The following is an 18,505-nucleotide window of genomic DNA, read 5'->3' on the forward strand; positions in this document are numbered from 1 at the left end:
TCAATAAAGTAATCAAAGATAGTCGACAGAGGTACAAACTTCAACATAACCATACACCCTGATTTTATCTTCAAATATTTTACCTGGAACGTGGATACTTTTTAATATTTCTAATACCTCATTCTTGATTATTTCAGTTTCTGTCTTTATCTCCAACCATTCTATACATTTATAACCCTCAATCATAAAGTGGTAAAACCACTCGCTATCCCAAGTGCTAATATAGGCTGTTTCAATATCTTTTGTTCGCCATTGTAGACTAGTGGGAAAGGATGACATCGCTAACCTAATTTCATGCCATTTTGTATTATTCATTACACACTGATAATCTTTGTTTTGCATTATTTATTCACCTTATATCATTTAATTAATTCTGTGCTTATAAAGGAAAACTATTATTCAACAATCCTAATCCTGCACGTTTGTTCTATAAATTCCATAAAAAAGGCGTTAATCCTTCTTGGATCAACGCACCCAATTATGTTGTTATCGAATGGCAACAACTCTTAATTTGTGATGATCAAATAAAAGAAAATACAGAAAACTACTAAACCAAGCCCGAACATCCCGTAGCCGAATTTTCGTAGCCTAGGGATTTTTCGTGTTACGTTGAGAGGGAAAGTAACTAATGCGATTGTTACTATTAAAAAGATCAAATTAATAAGTTCTTTAATCTCATGGTCCTCCTCTTAATTCACTTGTAAATTCCCTTACCATACTCCTAATAGATCTCCTGTATCTTTTTGTTCAGTTTCATACTTTCTCCTGCTTCATATATCATTTTCCAACCTGCTTGTTTGTTTAATAGATTCATTAGAAAGTGCGTTAATCCTTCTTGAATCAACGCACCCGATTGTTGCATAACATTTGATTTTCCTAATCCTAAAAATTTAATAATTTTTTGTCTTGCTATCTTTTGTCTTTCTAAATGGCTGAAACAATTTCCCTTCGTACTTTTCATAATCATTTAATATCTTTCTTGTTCCATTTAGTCTAGGCACTATTAAATAGACGCTAATGGCAGCTGCAAAGCTTAAAATCATCCCAGCTATAACATCAAAAGGATAGTGTACTCCTACCCAAATACGGGAAATGCCTACAAGCACTGCTAACAGTATCCAAAATATCCACCATCCTCTTTTGAACAGCCAAAAAGAAAAACAATAGGAGAAAAACAGGATAGTGTGATCACTTGGAAAGGAATTACCTTTTTCTTTCACGATTAACTTGTTTACATCAGATAATTCTACAAAAGGTTGATAATTCGAATGAAACTCCCCTGAAACCTTTCCTAATATAAAAGCACAAGTAAAAGTAATTGTTGCACAAAATATCATTATTCGGCTTTCCTTATTTCGTGTAAACCAAATACAGAGAACACTGAGTGCAAATAAAAACACCATATATTCTGCAAGAAAGGTGAAGATTATATTTAATTGTTCGTGCTCTTTTCCTAAATCATTTACTAATCTAAATAAGCTTGTATTAACTTCTGAGAAATTCAAACCCATTCACCATCCAAGTTCTTTTTCCCTTCATCCTAAAATAGAACTTGGATAGCTTCCATCGATTAAACTTACAATTTTTGGTTAGTTGTGACAATATTGTAAGATTGTCATTGTTCCACTATTGCACCCTTTAGTGAAAAAATAAGTGACATATATTTAACACTCAGGCCCGTTTGCTGTATACAGTTCTGCACATCTATGCCCCGGATAATATTCTCGTTCACTAAATTTAAGATAGCGGCCTTGCATAAATAGATTAATTCAATTACGCCATAGCCATTCACTACAACCAGAGCGTCTCATCCAATTTCTGTATCTTTGAGTGGGAAATTAAAAAAACATTGCCTAAAACGTCGATTTTGTCTCCCTTTACACGTACAGCACAATCTTTGTTCGAAGCATAGATATTTATTTCTTCAGATAGGAGAGATAGTTCGCTTTGAACCAGTGCAATGTTATTTTCGAGATCAAAATGAGAAAGGACGGAAAATTTGTCAAGACCAATTCCGTCGTAAACAGAGCTCATTTCAACTTTATATCCAAAGTTTTTCGAGCATAACCATTTTGCAGACATATTGATTGCACCAGCACTTGCTCCCATCACAACGCCGCTGCTTTTTTTAATTGAATCCGATAATTCATATTCAATCAAAAAATTATTTTGTTTAACAGTGTTCCCTCCCAATAAGAAAATGACTGAAGCATTTTGAATTATCGTTTGGGCTTCTTCCTTCTGTACGTGATAATTAATTAAATGATATTCATCAAACATAATACCAGCCTGGTCAAGCCACGAGCGTTCAGTAGAACCATTATCTTCATAAATAGATGGATTTGAGCTAATCATAGCAAGCGATTTTCTATCAGTTATATCTGCCTGTAACACACTGCGCAGATCCTCTGGAAAAAATTTGTTAAACCAACCTAAATAATAATGAGTTTTCATAAATACCCCCAAAACAAAGTGTAAACAAAATTAATTTCCTCTGCTCAATCTGTTTTCTTGTCACCAAACGTAATATTAGCGAATAGCGCCCTTTAGCTGAAGACTTGACTTCAAGATAACTTAAAAGAATTAATTTTAATATAATAAGAAAAGTCGTCTAGGAATTAAGAAATAATTCATGATATATTAGCTCTAATTTAAATTTAGTTCTATTTCACCTACTCCTTTTTGATAACGAATGTTTGCTATTGCTCCATTCACTAAGGTTATTTGTGGTGGTAAATGGCTAATATCCACGTCATAAACAAAAGGAATATTTGCTTCAGAAAAAATATCTTCCAAAACATCTAATAATTCATAGTCTTTGGAAGCTGTATACCCACTAAGCCTTCCAATAAGAATGCCATTCGTGTTTTTAAACCAACCATTTATTTTCATTTGCCACAAAGCACGGTAAATTTCAGCAGCACTCATATCAACGCTTTCGAAATACCATACGGTTCCAACATCAATTGTACAATTCTCTATATAACTTTCAACGTTATCAAAAGGCGTTCCATGAAGTAATTGCAAAGTATTAAGAATCCCTCCAATTAATCTACCCGAAAAAGAAACTCGCTTTACGGTACTTTTCCATTCTGTTTTTGTATCTAAATAAAATCCTGTAGCTGGATTTTGAAATACTTTTTCCCATGAGGATTGAAATTTTTTAGATGAATTTTGTTTTATAAAATCCCCTTTGTTAGCAGTTAATACATCATGCCAACGGCTACTTGTTTCATCTAGCTGCGGTGCAGACATTTCATTAAAATTGATCCCATGAGCTGATGCGTTTCCAGTGGTAGTCGTATAAACAAAATTAAAAGTACTTATGTCTGAGTATCCTAAAATCCATTTTGGAGGTAGTTTTTTTAGGTTCTCCCAATCAATTAGTGGAAGGATTTCTATAGCAAACTGACCTCCCCAAGGTGGGATTATAGCTTTTATCAGTGGATCAGTGTAAAATTCCATGAACTCTTCTGCTCTAATTTCTTTTGCTGCACTTCTAGCTTTTTCTTCTTTCCAAACGGTGTTTCCTAATACTACTTCATACCCCAAAGTAATAAGATTCCTTTTAGCTTTTTCTAATAGTATATGCATGGATTGCTCTACACCACTTGAAAGAGCTGTAACTGCAACTTTATCACCTTTTACCAACCCATTCGGATAGTTAATTTTCATGCTAAGACCTCCTTATTAAATATAAAAAACCTATCATCTCATAAGAGACGACAGGTTTTACCTTCGTGGTACCACTCTTTTTGGTTTGATACTTAAATAACAAACCCACTCTAAACCGATTACGGGGTAAACCGTTAAAACCTAGGTTTAGTCAACCTCAGCCTTACCACTCCTAGGTGAGTTCAGGAATTTATTGACTGCTTTACACCAACCAACAGCTCTCTTAACAATAAATTATCCTTAATACTCCTAATCATAGTGTTTAATAATTGTCATTTCTGAATATTATAAATAAATAAAATTTAATGTCAACTATTTTTTTCCATATGGCCCGTTTAATTAAGTGAAATACTTCTCATTTTATAATAATTTACTCATCATTCATAAATTCGATCTTAATCTGGCCCGTTTGTAGAATATAGATGAATACATCCTATAAAAAAACGCACTGTTTATTAGCAGTACGTGTTTATAGATTTTTAGTTATATGCCAAAATTTGTTCTGTGTAAGTTTTAAAGTCTATAAGGTGTTTCTCGATAATTTTCTGTACAATCTCAAGGTTCACTTCTTGATAGTCATGAACAGCGATGTTGCGAAAACCTACCATTGCCTTTAATCCCTTACATAGGTCCATTGTAATGATGTTATCTTGTTGTAGGAGATCAAACGTCTCTCGACTGGTTTGAGGAATTCCTAGCTTCTTCTCTGCTACCACATGCATACCGAGATCAATCGCCGCTTCACAAGCACGCTGAATATTCAAGATGATTGAATCTTGTTTCGTAAAGTTCTCTAAATTTAGTGGGTTGTTATCATACTCTTCATTGATCCGTTTTAAGCATCGTTCGATGATGCTAATCTTGTTTAGTATCACATCATTTTTCATAGATTGATCCACTCTCTTCAATTCTTTTGATCACGATCTCTCGTTCTTCGTTTAATTTCGCATACATTTTAAGTGTCTTCATCTCAAATTCCATCCTGCGTTTATCATCTTTACAGAGTATCGTTTTACCGGATTGAATAATTTGAGCCGCGAATACGGTAGAAGCTTGATTCAAATCAACGAGATCAACATCCTTATCAATCAATGAAGCAAGCTCTTGAGACAACATAAATCGATCGTACTTCTCTATTTTTTGATCACTCAAATACCCGATATCTAGATCACTGTCTACTCGGTCCGTTCCTTTAGCCGTGGAACCGAAAACAACAATCAGATAAGGTTCTAGTTTTTCACTTAGAAAAGATATAACTTGTTCCTCTATTTTACGGTCCACATAAACACCTCCAGAAATCTACAGTTACAGTATATGACAGCTTGCCTAACCACTAATCCTCTTATTCTTATAAAAAGTATATCATGAATATGCCTAAACCACTTACACTCCTAACATGAATGTTGGGTTTAATTGTTAACTTTTTGGCTGAATAGACTTCCGATAAAATCAGGATCATTCATAAATTCTACTTCGTTGCTGTTAAAAGTAAACTTCTCCATAATCGCTTCTTCATTCTACCTTTTAACTTTTGAGAACTCCTGTTTCTCTTTTTCTGTTTGGGTGAGATCCTTAACGACTATGTACCGAACGAAGGGGGGAAAACAACCATCAAAGCCGCTCTTAGTAATGCACTCGGTTTTGGTGTACACAACACCGCACTTCTTTTTAAAAAGTTTGAGGGTATCTAGAATGTTTGTAAAGGAGAGTACCATTTTTTACTCCCTACTAATTGTTACATAACAATCTCCCCTAGTTTTTTAACTTCACAAAAAACGCACTGTTATTTTTAATAACAGTGCGCGTCTATATAATGATGACAACAGTTAGCTTTTACAAACGGTTCACCCTTTATTTTTTGAAACACCAACCGTGAAATAAGAAGTTAAACATTTCTTTTACTAAATATATTTAATTCTTAACAACATAACCTTATTTACATAAACTTTGAAGGAATTTTGGTAATACAAAACTTGCATAGTGTAATTCTGGTGTATAGTACTTACCGTTTATATCAAAAATTTTATCAATAGATACTTTTAAAGGATCATACACTTTAGAACCCATCGTAAATGTCCACATACCACTTGGATAAGTCGGTATATTACAAGTATAAAGACGTGCAATTGGGAAAATTTCTTTAGTATCTTGTATCGCATTTTTAATTAAATCCGCTTTGAACCATGGATTATCTGTTTGAGCTACAAAGATACCATCCTTTTTTAACGCCTTTGCAATACCAGCATAGAACCCCTTTGTAAACAAACCAGCAGCAGGTCCGACAGGCTCAGTAGAATCAACTAGGATAATATCATACCGATTTTCACTTTTAATGATATGTTCGAAACCATCTCCAATAATTAATTCAACTCTTGGATTTCCATATTCACATGAGATATGAGGTAAATGCTTCTTAGAATATTCTACTACTTTACCGTCGATCTCCACTTGAGTTACTTTTTCTACGCTTGAGTGTTTTAATACTTCTCGGATTGTTCCTCCATCACCACCACCCACTACTAAAACATTTTTAGGAGAGGGATGTGTAAATAAAGGCACATGGGCGATCATCTCATGATAGACAAATTCGTCTTTTTCTGTTGTCATGACCATACCGTCTAACAAGAGCATGTTACCGAATTCTTGAGTTTCTACCATATCTAATTGTTGAAAATCAGTATTTTCACTTTCTAGTGTACGGTTCACTTTTGCAGTGATACCGAATGAAGAAGTTTGTTTTTCTGTAAACCATAAAGACATTTGTTAAATTCTCCTCTTAGCTTATAAGTTTTAAACCGATTGCTGCACTTAACACCATAGCCATGAATATAATTCTAGCTATGCTCTTTGATTCTCCATAAAATAGTATTCCGACAAGCCCTGATCCAACCGTACCGATACCCGTCCATATCGCATAAGCTGTTCCCATTGGTAAGGTTTGCATCGCTAAACTTAAGAAAGTGAAGCTACTTCCCAATCCTAAGACAAAGACAGCAAACGAAAAGACGTTTTTATTACGTAATATAAGATTTAAGCCCGTAACACCCACAACTTCAAAGATTCCTGCACAAACAAGAAAGATCCAGCCCATTATGAAGCGCTCCCTTCTTGTTTAGCATTTCCAGTTACAAGTTTAAGGCCAATAACCCCAACAAGAAGAACTAGTATTAAGATAATTTTTACAAGTTGAAATGGCTCTCCAAAAACAATCATTTCAATTAATACCGTGCCTGTTGTACCAAGCCCAGTAAATACAGCATAAGCTGTCCCTACAGGAAGTTGTGAAGTGGCTTTAATTAAGAGGCCAAAAGACAGAATGATAGCAAGTATAGTTCCAGTCCACGTGAGTGCATCATCTGCATGTTTTAAACCCATCACCCAGAATATTTCTACTATGGAACCTAGAACTAATAAACTCCATGCCCGATTCATTTTGTTTCTCTCCTTTATTTCGTAATACCCTTCCAATATATATCCCACGAACTAGTTAGACGTTTTTCTAAACGGTCTGGAAATCCGTATAGCATTTCAACGAGCAGTCCATCAAATATAGTTAAGAATGACAACATTGCCGTATCAGGATCAATATTTGAATTATATTCATCCTTTCTTTCATCAAATACATCTAAGAACACCGTTTCTAACTCATTCACAAACGTATTTGAACCACTCTTGATTTGCTCTTCAAATTGTAAGGGTGGGAAAAAACAAGTTCTCATAAAAAAACTCATATTATGATCTTTTTGATAACGATCTAAATACTCCATAAGAAAACTATAAAGAATCTCATTGAGTGATAATGAATGTTTCTCTAGTAAAAATCGTTTAATAACTTCAAGTTCGTTTCGAATGGAGTCATTAAAAGTGCTGATAAAAAGATCTTCTTTATTCTTAAAATGTGCATAGATCGATTGTTTTTTTATACCTACTTCATCAGCAATAGCTGCTAGTGAAGCTCCTTGATAACCATGTAATGCAAATTGGATTAAAGCTACTTCTTTTAATTGGTTTGACTTCATATCATCTCTCCTAACGAACGTTCGTAAGGTAAATGCTATCAGAAAGCTTTTTTGTTGTCAATTGGTAGTAAAAACCCTAGCAAAAGTCTATTACAGCTTTGCATTCATTTTATTCTCATATAGTCTATCCTCTTTTAATCCAAAAAATAGCTTTAACAAGGGTGGTGTGACAATCGTTGTAATAATGATAACCATGATAATAGAAGTGTAGTAATCTGCAGGCAATAGTTTACTTTCTAAACCCATTGTAGCTAGGATTAAGGCAACTTCCCCTCTAGATATCATACCAGCACCTATCCCCATTGATGAAGTATTAGAAAATCCTGATACCTTTGCACCTAAGCCAGATCCAACAAATTTAGATAGTAATGCAATGAATGAGAAGATGATAACGAAACCGATTTGATCTTCTATGCTGCTAAACGTCACATTTAGACCAATACTTGTGAAAAAGAAAGGAACAAAAAAACCATTCGCAAGTGGTTCGACCCTATTCTCCATTTCTTTTTTAAATCTTGTTTGAGAAATAGCTATTCCAGCAAAGAAAGTGCCAATAATACCAGCAACTCCTAAAGACTCAGCAAAATAGGCAAAACTAAAGGCAACAATTAAACCTGCACTCAAGATGGTCTCGGTTACTTTAAAATTTGAAAACAGCTTAATAAATATAGGTACCAACCATTTAGAAGCTAAGATAACCAATACAAAAAATAAAATTTTCTTTGTGATAAGTAATGCCAGGTTTGTATCTGAACCTGCAAATACACTCAGAGCGACAGCGATTAATATCACCACAATAACATCATCTAATACTGCAGCTCCAAGCAAAGTAGATCCTTCCTTACTTTTCAACCAACCAATTTCTCTTAATGTTTGGACAGATATACTTACTGATGTGGCAGATAATAATAAACCGATAAAAATGGATTCGGCTAGTGAAAAATTATAGATTTGAGCTCCTACATACCCTAACAAGATGGGTGCAACGATACCACCGGTTGCCACGAGTAAAGCTGCTTTTTTATTATCATTTAAGGTTTTTAAGTTTGTTTCCAATCCCGCTAAAAACATTAATAACAAAACACCAATTTCACTAAACGTTTTTATTACCTCATTCTCATTGATCCATCCTAAAATGGCTGGCCCAATGAGTATACCTACAAGAATTTTCCCAAGAACCGAAGGTTGACCTAGTCTGACGCTTATCTGACCCGCCACTTTAGTTGCTAATAAGACTAGTGCAATCTGTAACGCAATCATTCGAATTCCATCTCCAATCCATAAATTTTTACTCAAAAAAACATGGAGGGGCCAATTTGACTGACTCCTCCATGTAATTCAAAAGTATTTAATTTCCGAAACAACTTAACGAACGTTCGTAAGGTAATGTTACCAACAGATAATTTTGATGTCAACTATCAAGTGAAATAAAGATATTGATGAGGCTATATCTTGTTCGGGAAAACCAATCTTCAACAACTTATTGAAATAGATAAAAAGAAGACATAATACGGTGCAAGAAAAGTTATAGTTAATAATTTTTGACTTTGAATAAGTTCAGTTTTCGCATTGAATAAACCACTGTAATTATGTAACAAATCATAGACGAGATCCCAACGAGTAAAACACCATACAATCCAGCAATAAAGGCCGTAAAACCAAATAATAGGTGTAACATCATAAAGAGATACTGATTATTACGCTCTAACTCATACGTTGTTGCTTCTTTTTCGTATCTTGCAATAAATAAAGAAAAGAAAAACGCAGTCACATACCATCCAAAGAAATTTTGTGATGGGATATTATAATAAAAGCCCCCTTCGTTCCAAATCCAATAGTTTTTTATATTTGCAGCAACTGGATCGATAGCTAAATCTAGCCATACAGAGAAAAGTGGCACTAATACGATTGTCTGATAACGAAATGAAAATAATTGGGAAAATGCATGACTAGCTCCAATAACGGATAACCACGCAGGTCCCATCGTAATTGGGACTCCAAGAACCATAGGACCAAAATCTGCTTCATACGTGTACTCCCCAAATAAAAGACCAGTATGAGTTCCAAATGACTCAATAGCGATTGAACCGAAAAAAATGAGCGGAATGATAAAACGCCCCTTCGGTAAGACATTCCACAAATAACAAGAAGCATATAAACCAGAGGCAAATAAAAATACAGCATTTGCCCACTCAAGCCAAGGTGGTAAAAGCGAGAATCCAACTAAAATCAATCCAATTAAGAACCAAACTTTAAAAAATGTCCAAAGATATTTTTGAAAAGTAGACATTATAAGCACTCCTAAAATGAGATTTTATCTATTTTATTACAAAACACTGGTTGAACTACAAAAAAATAAATCATATTCATCTATTACCTAAGTTTAACTAAACCCCAAAATCTAATAATGTTTATTACTACTCAAGTGTTTTATGATTTCCCTAAATAAATCCCTTAGGTGCATTTCACCAACGTTTTCAATGCCGCTTAATAACGAGAAGTACTTTTTAGATAAAAATTTGTTGCATGAAAAATGGAAAAATGTTGAGTTTATATTAACATAAATATACAATTTACAATGAACTTATTAACTGACAAAAATTCTTTTTTAAAAAGACTGATGTAGAATAGTCTATTAAAACGGAACTCACCCCATTGATTGTGAATCTTGAAGAATATGATCTAGACCAACTATTAAATGACGTATAACAGCAATTCAAGCAGTTCACTCTCAGTATCATACTCCCTTTTGGAGGCTACACCACATTTCTTTTTAAGAAGTGTGTAATATCTGGATCGATTATTTAAAAGGAGTGGACCGTTATTCAACTTCTTAGAAATTACCTACTTATTAGTTTTACGAGTTTGTTTTTCCTGAGTATCATCTTCTTCTCATACAGATGGTACGGCTGGGGAACACTTTCAGTACTATCGTTGTTCCTGATCTACCAAACAAACACCAAATATCGACCTACCTTATCTCTATTCATCTTCTTTTCGATAGGGCTGGTTTTGTTTGTTATAGGAAGTGACTATTTTATCTCTTTAGAACTATCGAAAGAAACCAAGGTTCTATTAAACAGATGTTTACTTCTATGTATGATCATCGGTGTTTGTATCTCTTTAACGTTATCTAAACAAAAGATAAATTTCTTTACTTCGATGCCGAACTGGAGGGGACGAATTGCATTTCCTCATCATACGTTACCTACACGGACCTTTTTCCTGTTCGGACTGCTCGGCTCGTTTACAATCTTCCTCCCTCTCTTCTTCAAAGAAGACGTGGTGATAGAAAATAACTTTTTGATGTTTGCATTACTCTTCTCTTTGATCAACGCTCTATTAGAAGAATTGCTGTGGAGAGGAGTCCTGTTATCATCTTTAAAAGAAAACATCTCAACACCATACGCTGTAGTTACCACGAGCATCGGATTCGGTCTGTTACATCTATCAATAGGGATTCCTTTTGTTATGAGTCTACTCTTTTCACTAGGAGGACTGTTTTATGCGTTTGTTGTCTTAAAAACAAATAGCATTTATCCCGCAATCGTCTTTCATTTTGTCATAAACATGGGTATGGTATTGAACGAATGGATTATTTAATTAGTCCCACCACTCATCACCTCCAAGATTACTTTTAGCAGGCTCGATGCCTGCTTATAATATAAAAAAAAACACCGTTTTTTCTCCATGCGTAAAAAAAAAAGCTCCTGTTAAGGAGCGATCTTTACCTTCTCTACCTCAGTTCCGAGAATATAATCGGCCGCTTTTTGTGCTTGTCCAGCTGCTTGTACGACGATGCGGCTGTCTTCTTTTAATACTCGTAACCAGCTCTCGATATAACTCGCGGAGTTCGGAATCGTGTTATCGATACCCGCTACCCCGCATAACATCGCGGCTCCCATCTCCGCAACAAGCTCTTCTTTGGAATAACTTTCATCACCGAACGCGAAGTGTTTAGAGACGATGGCTTCTCGTTTCAACCGACATTCATGCCCCGTAGAGTGGACCATCTCATGAAACAAGGTGCTGTAATACTCTTCTCGTACCGTGAAATCTTGTAACGGCGGACAGTTGATTCTATCAATGAGTGGCATATAGACCGCATGCCCTCGATAAGAACTATAGTCCGGCGCATCCCTATACCCTTTAACGATTTTTTCTGCTTCTTCAAGGGGATCATGATCAAACGTCTCATCTCTTCTTTTACTCTCTAGTCCCTCCACTTGAGAACCAACGTGGAACACTCTGTAATAACGTAGGTACGGAATTTTATCTTCATTTTCGTCATCCGCTTCCTTCTCTAGCCACGTCCAGAACACCACCATATGAGATTTAGCCCCTTTCTTCACCTTCCCTCCCGCTTCTGTGATTTGTTTAAACGTCGGGTACTCTCCAGCAGGAAGTAAGAACGTGTTGATTCCGCGATAAGCTTTCAGATGAAAAATACTATTTCGAGTAAAAAACGAAAACGACACTATCAATAGAGTCCTTTAATTTTTTATGAAAATTGTTTTATGTTTGAGAACTGTATTATTATCATCCATGCACTTCAGTATAGAGTATCCTTGGAATAACCTCTTAAATTTTTTTACAAACAAGCTATTCTATTGATAGGGTCATTAGAGAATGGTTTTTTGTAATAGACATTAGGAAGGAAGAGAAGAGATGGAATTAGATACATATTCCCCACCTACTTTTTCAGCGAAGACTTTTAATTGTCCTCACTGCGGAGAACTATCTGAACACGCGTGGGATGAGATCCACCACAATGAACAAGATTACACAAGTAAAGCACTCGATTCAAAGCGCGTTTCCACACTATCAGATCCTGATTATTCGGACCAGAACCACGTTATCTCCATCAGTAGATGTCAAAACTGTAACTTATATTCTTTATGGAGATATTCTTCATTGATCTATCCCACCAAGATGATCAATGAATCATAATAAATAGATAACAAAATGTACTATCTTAAACACTTGTTTAAAGTTCAAAAACAGGTGTTTTTTTCTTTTTTATTTTCTTTACTCGTATTTACCGCAATCTTTATTGAACCGTATAGAAAGCGTGGAGTGAATCTTGTATGGTTAATGAAAGAGGAGGTCTAGATATGGTCGAACAACTTACTGCATCAGCAACAGAAGTTCATTTATGGTTTGTAGATTTACAACAGCCTTTAGATATGGATATCTCTATCCTCTCAGATGACGAGATCGCTCGGCTGAACACCTTCAAAGTTTCTGAACAAAAAGACACCTATCTTAAATGTCGTTACGTGTTGAGACATTTGTTAGCGTTATATATAGAAGAAATTCCTTCATCAATCTCTCTTTCCTATAATTCATATGGTAAGCCTTATTTAACAGACAATCCTCTTCACATCAGTTTCAATATCAGCCACTGTAAACACTCGGCTGTGATCGGTATAACCAAAGGAAGTAGTGGTGTAGATATTGAATGTACGACGGGTCAGAGTTTGAAAGAAGCTAGTTCTCTTTTTTTAAACGACAACGAAATGAAAGTACTCAAGCTCTCTTCAGATCCTGAAAGTGCTCTACTCCATCTATGGACGCAAAAAGAAGCGATCTTAAAAGCAGAAGGCACAGGCTTCAGTTCCTCTCCTCATGCTATTACAGGTTATGTCACTTCCTCTGTTCAGCTTCAAAACGCGGAAGTTGATCAATATCACCTCAATTCTTTTATGAGAGGAAGTAACATCGTATCAATTTGTACATCAAACCCCGTTGATATAAAGCAGTTAGATTTCTCCTCACATCTGCTCAATAGACCTTTTCCACAAACTCTCATTTATGGTTAATTTGCCTCATTTTGTATATACTCAGTAAATATAATTGTATATACTGAGTATATATATTATTATATACTCAGTATATAACACAGGAGGTAGACCATGATACATGTGCAGAATCTTGAGAAGAACTACACCATCGGCACCAAGTCCTACAATGTTTTAAAGGGAGTAGACTTTAAAGCAGAAGAAGGAGAGTTCATAGCAGTCATGGGTCCTTCAGGTTCTGGTAAGAGTACCCTTTTAAATCTTCTAGGTGGCCTTGACCAGCCTGACAACGGATCGATCACGATTAACGAAGAGTCCATCCATACCATGAGTGAAAAACAGCGTACGCTGTTTCGCCGGGAACAGATTGGTTTTATATTTCAGAACTATCAATTGCTTCCAAACCTGACTGTTGAAGAGAACGTAGGTTTTCCGATGCATGCTGCTAGTAAGAAAAGAACAGATATCCATCAAACGGTCTCAAACCTTTTGAACGCGGTCAGTCTTACAGGAAAAGAGAAGAACTATCCTTCTCAACTGAGTGGGGGTCAACAACAACGAGTAGGCATCGCAAGAGCGTTAAGCATGGATCCTCCTTTGATCTTAGCGGATGAACCGACCGGTAACTTAGACCGAAAATCAGGAACTGAGGTACTTCGCTTACTCACGACACTTCACCAAGAAAAGAAACTTACGATCATCATGGTCACCCACGATGTTTACGCAGCAAGTTACGCAGATCGTATCATTCTCATCAAAGACGGCCTGATTGAATCAGACATCCGTCAAGGGGAAGGAGCAAACACCGATGTTATGGCAAACATCTTGGCGAAACTTAACTCGTAAGAAAGTACGTACACTTCTTACCCTGCTTGCTATCATACTCGGAGTCTCCTCCATGTTCGCTGTGATCAGTACGGTAGAGACCGCACAGGATGTTACGACGAAACGGTTAGAACTGTATACGGGAAATGCTGATTATTCTATCTTAAGCCGTGAGAACCTGTTTGCTGAAGACGTATTAGCTAAAACAAAAGATGTTGACGGTGTGAAGAGTTCACTCGGTCTCATCCATAAACAAGCTTACGTGGATACCGGTCAAGAGGGACTGGATCAAGACCAAAGAAGGATCCGGCTGACTGGGCTCTCTTCTTTTAACAGCGAATTGTTATCTTTAACAAACGTTGATGGAGAACTGAACAAAGAAGGAGTGATTCTTCCAAAGTCTACAGCTGCCATTTGGAACTTGTCTGTCGGTGACTCGATCGACGTCAACCTTCCAGAAGGAAAAAAACAAACAACTGTAGCGGCGATTGTTGGAGATACTCCTCTTCTAGAAGGACCAACAAGCTGGGAAGATGCAAAGAACAAAAGTTGGCGGGCATTACTACCACTCGACACCCTGCAGGAATGGTACTCTTTAGAAGATCAAGTACAAGAAGTTCGTATGAAGTTCGATAAGAAATCTACCGACCAAATCGTATCGGACCTAGAACGAACGATCTCAGATGATAATGTGTATCTGCAAGAAGTCGTTCTAGATGAAAAACAATCCAATCAGTTAGAAGAACTCTATTTGATGCTGTATGTGATCGGCGGACTCGCGATGTTCATATCTGCATTCATCTTATATAACACTCTGTATGTCACGATTGTAGAAAGAAAAAATGAGATCGCCGTCATGAAGACGATCGGATACACACCTTCACAGATCAAGAAAATCTTCTTAACAGAGGTATTAACACTCTCTGTCATGGGTATCTTGATCGCTCTCCCGATCGGTTTTGGATTGGGATCGTTGCTTCAGACTGGATTGTTTAGTTCGTTTCAAACTGATTTCGATTTTTCCATGAAATATCAATGGGCGTTATTACTTTCCATCGCGCTAGGTCTGTTGATTCCGCTTGTAGCATCCTTATTACCGGTGACTCATGCGAGTCGCCTTGATATCATAAAGACGCTAAAAAACATACCAGAATCAAAACCAAAGACGAATAAACTACGCGTTGTGTTAGGCGTCATCATGCTAGGTTTCGGATTGATCGAGCACGCGCTATCCATCTTTTTCTTATTCTTTGGATTTGCACTGCTCTTTCCTACACTGATGAAATACACGATTTCGTCTATCAAGAGAATGCCGTTGATCGGATTTGAAGGAAAGATGGCATGCAATAATTTGCTTCTCACGTTGAATCGGTCTGCGAACATGGCGTTGATCTTAGCGTTTGCGATCTGTCTGGGCTTGTTCGTCTCCTCTATCTTTACATCACTTGAGAACAACACGAAAAAAGATATCGCTCGTTCTTTTGGTGGAGATATCCAGGTCACGACCGAACAAGAGATCACAGAACAAGATGTTAAAGAACTGAAGAATGTTCGTGGGGTCGATGATGTTTATTCGTACCATGAAACAGATGTTACGTGGGATACAGATAAAACAAAAAGACAGATAAAAATGGTGAGTGTTGACCCTGAATGGAACGAGAAACATCCTCTGTTCTATTTTGATACAGAACAAGAAAAGACATCAATCGCCTTTGAAAACGGAAAAGGCGTCCTACTTGGCTCATTTGCTTTTGATGAATGGGGCGGTAAAGTGGGAGAAAGCATCAAGGTTCGTGTGAACAACGAGGTTCAGTCGTTGAAAGTAATCGGTAAAGTGAACACGAATCATCACGGAGGGTATGCAGCGTTTTTAGAGAACGATCGTTACGATATGATCGTTCCTGGCAGCCAGCCTTATCATGCCTTATTAACCGTCTCAGAAGAAGGTGCAGAGAACTGGATTAAGAACGATCTTTTAGCAACCTCCCCTTTTAACATTCTGGAGATACAGACGATGCGAGAAGAAGTGATCAAACAGGAACGGGCCATTCCGGGTGTGAGAGCTCTATTTAACGGGCTTCTGTTCATCACGATCTTGGTTTCTGGTATCGGAATCGTCAATACGTTACTCATGAATGTAATGGAGAGGATGCGTGAACTCGGAGTCATGCGAGCGGTAGCTTTTACCTCTTCACAGATCTATAAGACGATCCTGACAGAAGGGCTTTTGATCGGAATTAACGGAATCGTATTCGGTATCATCATGGGAGTTATAACCATCTACCTCAACACGTTAACGACAAAAGATGAGATGATCGAATTCACACTGCCGTTCAGTACGTTACTCGTTAGTATACTGATGGGAGTGATTGTAAGTCTTCTAGCAGCGTACTTACCTGCTCGGAAGGCTGTAAAATACGATCTTCAACAAGCGTTAAAACATGAGTAAAAAGAAGGAATGAGGAGTTTTTATGTCAGTAAAGCATGCCATCTTAATTCTCTTATCACAATCACCTAGGCATCGATACGATCTAAAAGTGTCCTTTGAATCTATGGTCTATAGACAATGGGAGATCAACGCCGGTCAGATCTATACAACCATCGACCGGCTGGTCAGAGATGGGCTTGTAGATGCATCTTCTGAAGAAGAGACAGACCTTCGTATCTATCGTATTACCGCTAAGGGTGAGGAGGAAATACAAAAGTGGCTGCTGGAACCTGTGGAGAAGCCACTTTTAAAAGACGATTTTTATTTTAAACTGTTATGTGTGAAACAACTGAGTTCGTTCAACCTAGAGAAGATGGTCAAACAGCAAAAAGAGACGATCATTAAAAACATCTTAGAACTGCAGCTATTAAGGAAGAACATCCCTTTTACAAAAGAGAATGAGACCATACTTTATCTGATAGATGGGAAGATCCTTCACCTTGAAGCAGATATGAAATGGTTAGAAATTATCCCCGATTAAAGGAGAGGTAAACATTATGATGGACTTTATCTTAGAAAATAAATGGCAGTTCTTGATCATCGCAGAAGTTTTCTTTTGGATTTTCTCATTAACGTTCCTTGTCGTTCGCTATTGGTTCAACCTAAAGAAATTAAGCATCGTCTTCTTTTTCCTTTTTATCATCAACGACCTCTGGATCGCGACCATGGGATTCATGGATTATCTGAAGACCGGAAACTTTACGAGCTACCAAATCGTCATCTTGATCATCATCGTCTATGCACTCACTTACGGTAAGTCTGATTTTAGAAAACTGGATATCTTTATTCAGAAAAAGGTAGCGAAATGGAAGGGTGAGCCGATTCCTGAGTTAAAAGGACCCGAGAAGCTCTATGGTAAAGACCTAGCACGTCAAGAGAGAAAACATTTTGCGATACACCTCTCGATCTTCATCCTGGCCCATATTGGTATGTTCCTTGTATACGGTCTTTCCGATCAGCTCACACAAACTGAAAACATCGAACAGTTGTTGTCTCAGTGGTTCAGCAGCAAAGATGCACTCTATCCGTTCAACAACAAATCGATGAACAACCTGAGTAGAATCTGGACCCTTGTCTTAGTCATCGACGGAGTCACGTCCCTATCGTACACGTTCTTTCCGAAGAATGAGAAAAAATCCGTCTTTTCAAATAACTAGTATACAAGAGCAAATCGTGACAACTTAGTTCTTCTTTTTAACATTAAGTCATGATACCTTATAGTTAACAGAACCCACAACGCCTCTTAACAATGCGGACCAATGTGGGTCTTTTTTTATCTCACTCCCCTTTCCCACAGGAAGAATTTCAACGAACAAGTCAGACCTCCCTAAATAAATCTAAGTAATATACTTCTTGGAAACATCATAGTAACTTCTAAATAAGCAATTTCTAATTCAGCACTTGTTTGAACGGTTTTTCAATCAAAAACGAGTATAAAATCTATCAGATTTTATACTCGTTTTGGTTTGCTATCGGTTCGAATCTACTTATTAATTTCCAATCAGTACTCCTAGGAACAGGATGGCGTTAAACAAACCATGAATAATCATAGGAACATAGATGGATCTTGTCTTTTCATATGCAAGAGCGAACAAGATTCCGTTCACGATGTTTACAGGTAGGATGTCGAGTGAGGGTAGGTGAACAAGAGAGAAGATGATGGCATTTAAAAGTATGGCCGGCCACTGTTTTTACTC

Annotated in this window: 22 protein-coding genes and 1 other annotated feature; of the genes, 7 read left to right on the top strand and 15 right to left on the bottom strand. The window is 36.8% G+C overall.

The features are described from left to right. Window positions 1–12 precede the first annotated feature (12 nt). The 13 genes from ABE65_RS11680 to ABE65_RS11740 all read right to left on the bottom strand — a co-directional run bounded on the left by ABE65_RS11680 (window position 13) and on the right by ABE65_RS11740 (window position 9,984). The gene (locus tag ABE65_RS11680; RefSeq protein WP_066395028.1) at window positions 13–342 is read right to left on the bottom strand and encodes a DUF6678 family protein; all 330 of its coding nucleotides are present in this window, start codon (window positions 340–342) and stop codon (window positions 13–15) included. 379 nt (window positions 343–721) lie between these two features. Then, the gene (locus tag ABE65_RS21895; RefSeq protein WP_156499167.1) at window positions 722–862 is read right to left on the bottom strand and encodes a hypothetical protein; all 141 of its coding nucleotides are present in this window, start codon (window positions 860–862) and stop codon (window positions 722–724) included. A 28-nt stretch (window positions 863–890) separates the two neighbouring features. Beyond that, window positions 891–1,505: an undecaprenyl-diphosphatase gene (locus ABE65_RS11685; RefSeq protein WP_066400093.1), complete on the bottom strand. Its 615-nt coding sequence runs from the start codon at window positions 1,503–1,505 to the stop codon at window positions 891–893. A 286-nt stretch (window positions 1,506–1,791) separates the two neighbouring features. After that, window positions 1,792–2,454, bottom strand: coding sequence for a Type 1 glutamine amidotransferase-like domain-containing protein (locus ABE65_RS11690; RefSeq protein ID WP_066395029.1), 663 nt, complete (start codon window positions 2,452–2,454; stop codon window positions 1,792–1,794). 192 nt (window positions 2,455–2,646) lie between these two features. Further along, window positions 2,647–3,675: a S66 family peptidase gene (locus tag ABE65_RS11695; RefSeq protein ID WP_066395030.1), complete on the bottom strand. Its 1,029-nt coding sequence runs from the start codon at window positions 3,673–3,675 to the stop codon at window positions 2,647–2,649. Window positions 3,676–3,715: 40 nt separating this feature from the next. Then, window positions 3,716–3,941, bottom strand: a binding site (T-box leader). Window positions 3,942–4,154: 213 nt separating this feature from the next. Continuing rightward, window positions 4,155–4,562, bottom strand: a complete 408-nt coding sequence (hepT, locus tag ABE65_RS11700; protein WP_066395032.1) for a type VII toxin-antitoxin system HepT family RNase toxin — start codon at window positions 4,560–4,562, stop codon at window positions 4,155–4,157. After that, window positions 4,552–4,956, bottom strand: a complete 405-nt coding sequence (gene mntA / locus ABE65_RS11705; protein WP_066395035.1) for a type VII toxin-antitoxin system MntA family adenylyltransferase antitoxin — start codon at window positions 4,954–4,956, stop codon at window positions 4,552–4,554. Before mntA ends, hepT begins: the two co-directional genes overlap by 11 nt. Before the next feature lie 651 nt (window positions 4,957–5,607). Beyond that, on the bottom strand, window positions 5,608–6,435 hold the full coding sequence (speE, locus tag ABE65_RS11715) for a polyamine aminopropyltransferase (RefSeq protein ID WP_066395041.1): 828 nt from the start codon (window positions 6,433–6,435) through the stop codon (window positions 5,608–5,610). A 16-nt stretch (window positions 6,436–6,451) separates the two neighbouring features. Beyond that, window positions 6,452–6,766 carry a DMT family transporter gene (locus tag ABE65_RS11720; protein ID WP_066395042.1) on the bottom strand — a complete coding sequence of 105 codons (315 nt, stop codon included), beginning with the start codon at window positions 6,764–6,766 and terminating at the stop codon, window positions 6,452–6,454. Beyond that, a complete protein-coding gene (locus ABE65_RS11725) occupies window positions 6,766–7,107 on the bottom strand; it encodes a DMT family transporter (RefSeq protein WP_066395045.1) in 342 nt (113 codons plus the stop codon). The genes ABE65_RS11720 and ABE65_RS11725 overlap by 1 nt, the downstream gene beginning before the upstream one ends. A 14-nt stretch (window positions 7,108–7,121) precedes the next feature. Then, on the bottom strand, window positions 7,122–7,694 hold the full coding sequence (locus ABE65_RS11730) for a TetR/AcrR family transcriptional regulator (protein ID WP_066395050.1): 573 nt from the start codon (window positions 7,692–7,694) through the stop codon (window positions 7,122–7,124). Between the two features lie 90 nt (window positions 7,695–7,784). Then, on the bottom strand, window positions 7,785–8,954 hold the full coding sequence (locus ABE65_RS11735; RefSeq protein WP_066395053.1) for a cation:proton antiporter: 1,170 nt from the start codon (window positions 8,952–8,954) through the stop codon (window positions 7,785–7,787). A gap of 271 nt (window positions 8,955–9,225) precedes the next feature. Next, entirely contained in the window at window positions 9,226–9,984 is a 759-nt protein-coding gene (locus ABE65_RS11740; RefSeq protein WP_066395055.1) for a carotenoid biosynthesis protein, read from the bottom strand. Window positions 9,985–10,559: 575 nt separating this feature from the next. On the opposite strand from ABE65_RS11740, the gene ABE65_RS11745 reads away from it, so the two are divergent. Continuing rightward, entirely contained in the window at window positions 10,560–11,297 is a 738-nt protein-coding gene (locus ABE65_RS11745) for a CPBP family intramembrane glutamic endopeptidase (RefSeq protein WP_231887795.1), read from the top strand. Between the two features lie 110 nt (window positions 11,298–11,407). Here ABE65_RS11745 and ABE65_RS11750 read toward each other — a convergent pair whose 3' ends face one another. Next, entirely contained in the window at window positions 11,408–12,172 is a 765-nt protein-coding gene (locus ABE65_RS11750; protein ID WP_231887796.1) for an ArdC family protein, read from the bottom strand. A gap of 190 nt (window positions 12,173–12,362) precedes the next feature. Between ABE65_RS11750 and ABE65_RS11755 the strand changes: the two genes are divergently transcribed. The 6 genes from ABE65_RS11755 to ABE65_RS11780 all read left to right on the top strand — a co-directional run bounded on the left by ABE65_RS11755 (window position 12,363) and on the right by ABE65_RS11780 (window position 17,965). Beyond that, the gene (locus ABE65_RS11755) at window positions 12,363–12,644 is read left to right on the top strand and encodes a hypothetical protein (RefSeq protein WP_066395057.1); all 282 of its coding nucleotides are present in this window, start codon (window positions 12,363–12,365) and stop codon (window positions 12,642–12,644) included. A gap of 164 nt (window positions 12,645–12,808) precedes the next feature. Then, complete coding sequence (locus ABE65_RS11760) at window positions 12,809–13,516, top strand: 4'-phosphopantetheinyl transferase family protein (RefSeq protein ID WP_066395060.1); 708 nt, start codon at window positions 12,809–12,811, stop codon at window positions 13,514–13,516. A 93-nt stretch (window positions 13,517–13,609) separates the two neighbouring features. Beyond that, window positions 13,610–14,341, top strand: coding sequence for an ABC transporter ATP-binding protein (locus ABE65_RS11765; RefSeq protein WP_066395062.1), 732 nt, complete (start codon window positions 13,610–13,612; stop codon window positions 14,339–14,341). Beyond that, a complete protein-coding gene (locus ABE65_RS11770; protein WP_066395064.1) occupies window positions 14,304–16,769 on the top strand; it encodes an ABC transporter permease in 2,466 nt (821 codons plus the stop codon). Before ABE65_RS11765 ends, ABE65_RS11770 begins: the two co-directional genes overlap by 38 nt. Window positions 16,770–16,791: 22 nt before the next feature. After that, complete coding sequence (locus tag ABE65_RS11775) at window positions 16,792–17,289, top strand: PadR family transcriptional regulator (protein ID WP_066395067.1); 498 nt, start codon at window positions 16,792–16,794, stop codon at window positions 17,287–17,289. 16 nt (window positions 17,290–17,305) lie between these two features. Continuing rightward, window positions 17,306–17,965, top strand: coding sequence for a hypothetical protein (locus ABE65_RS11780; protein WP_231887797.1), 660 nt, complete (start codon window positions 17,306–17,308; stop codon window positions 17,963–17,965). A 333-nt stretch (window positions 17,966–18,298) separates the two neighbouring features. On the opposite strand, the gene ABE65_RS22435 is transcribed toward ABE65_RS11780, so the two are convergent. Beyond that, on the bottom strand, window positions 18,299–18,484 hold the full coding sequence (locus tag ABE65_RS22435; RefSeq protein WP_082861402.1) for a CPBP family intramembrane glutamic endopeptidase: 186 nt from the start codon (window positions 18,482–18,484) through the stop codon (window positions 18,299–18,301). Between the last annotated feature and the right edge of the window lie 21 nt (window positions 18,485–18,505).

Source organism: Fictibacillus phosphorivorans (assembly GCF_001629705.1).
GTDB classification, from domain to species: domain Bacteria; phylum Bacillota; class Bacilli; order Bacillales; family Fictibacillaceae; genus Fictibacillus; species Fictibacillus phosphorivorans_A.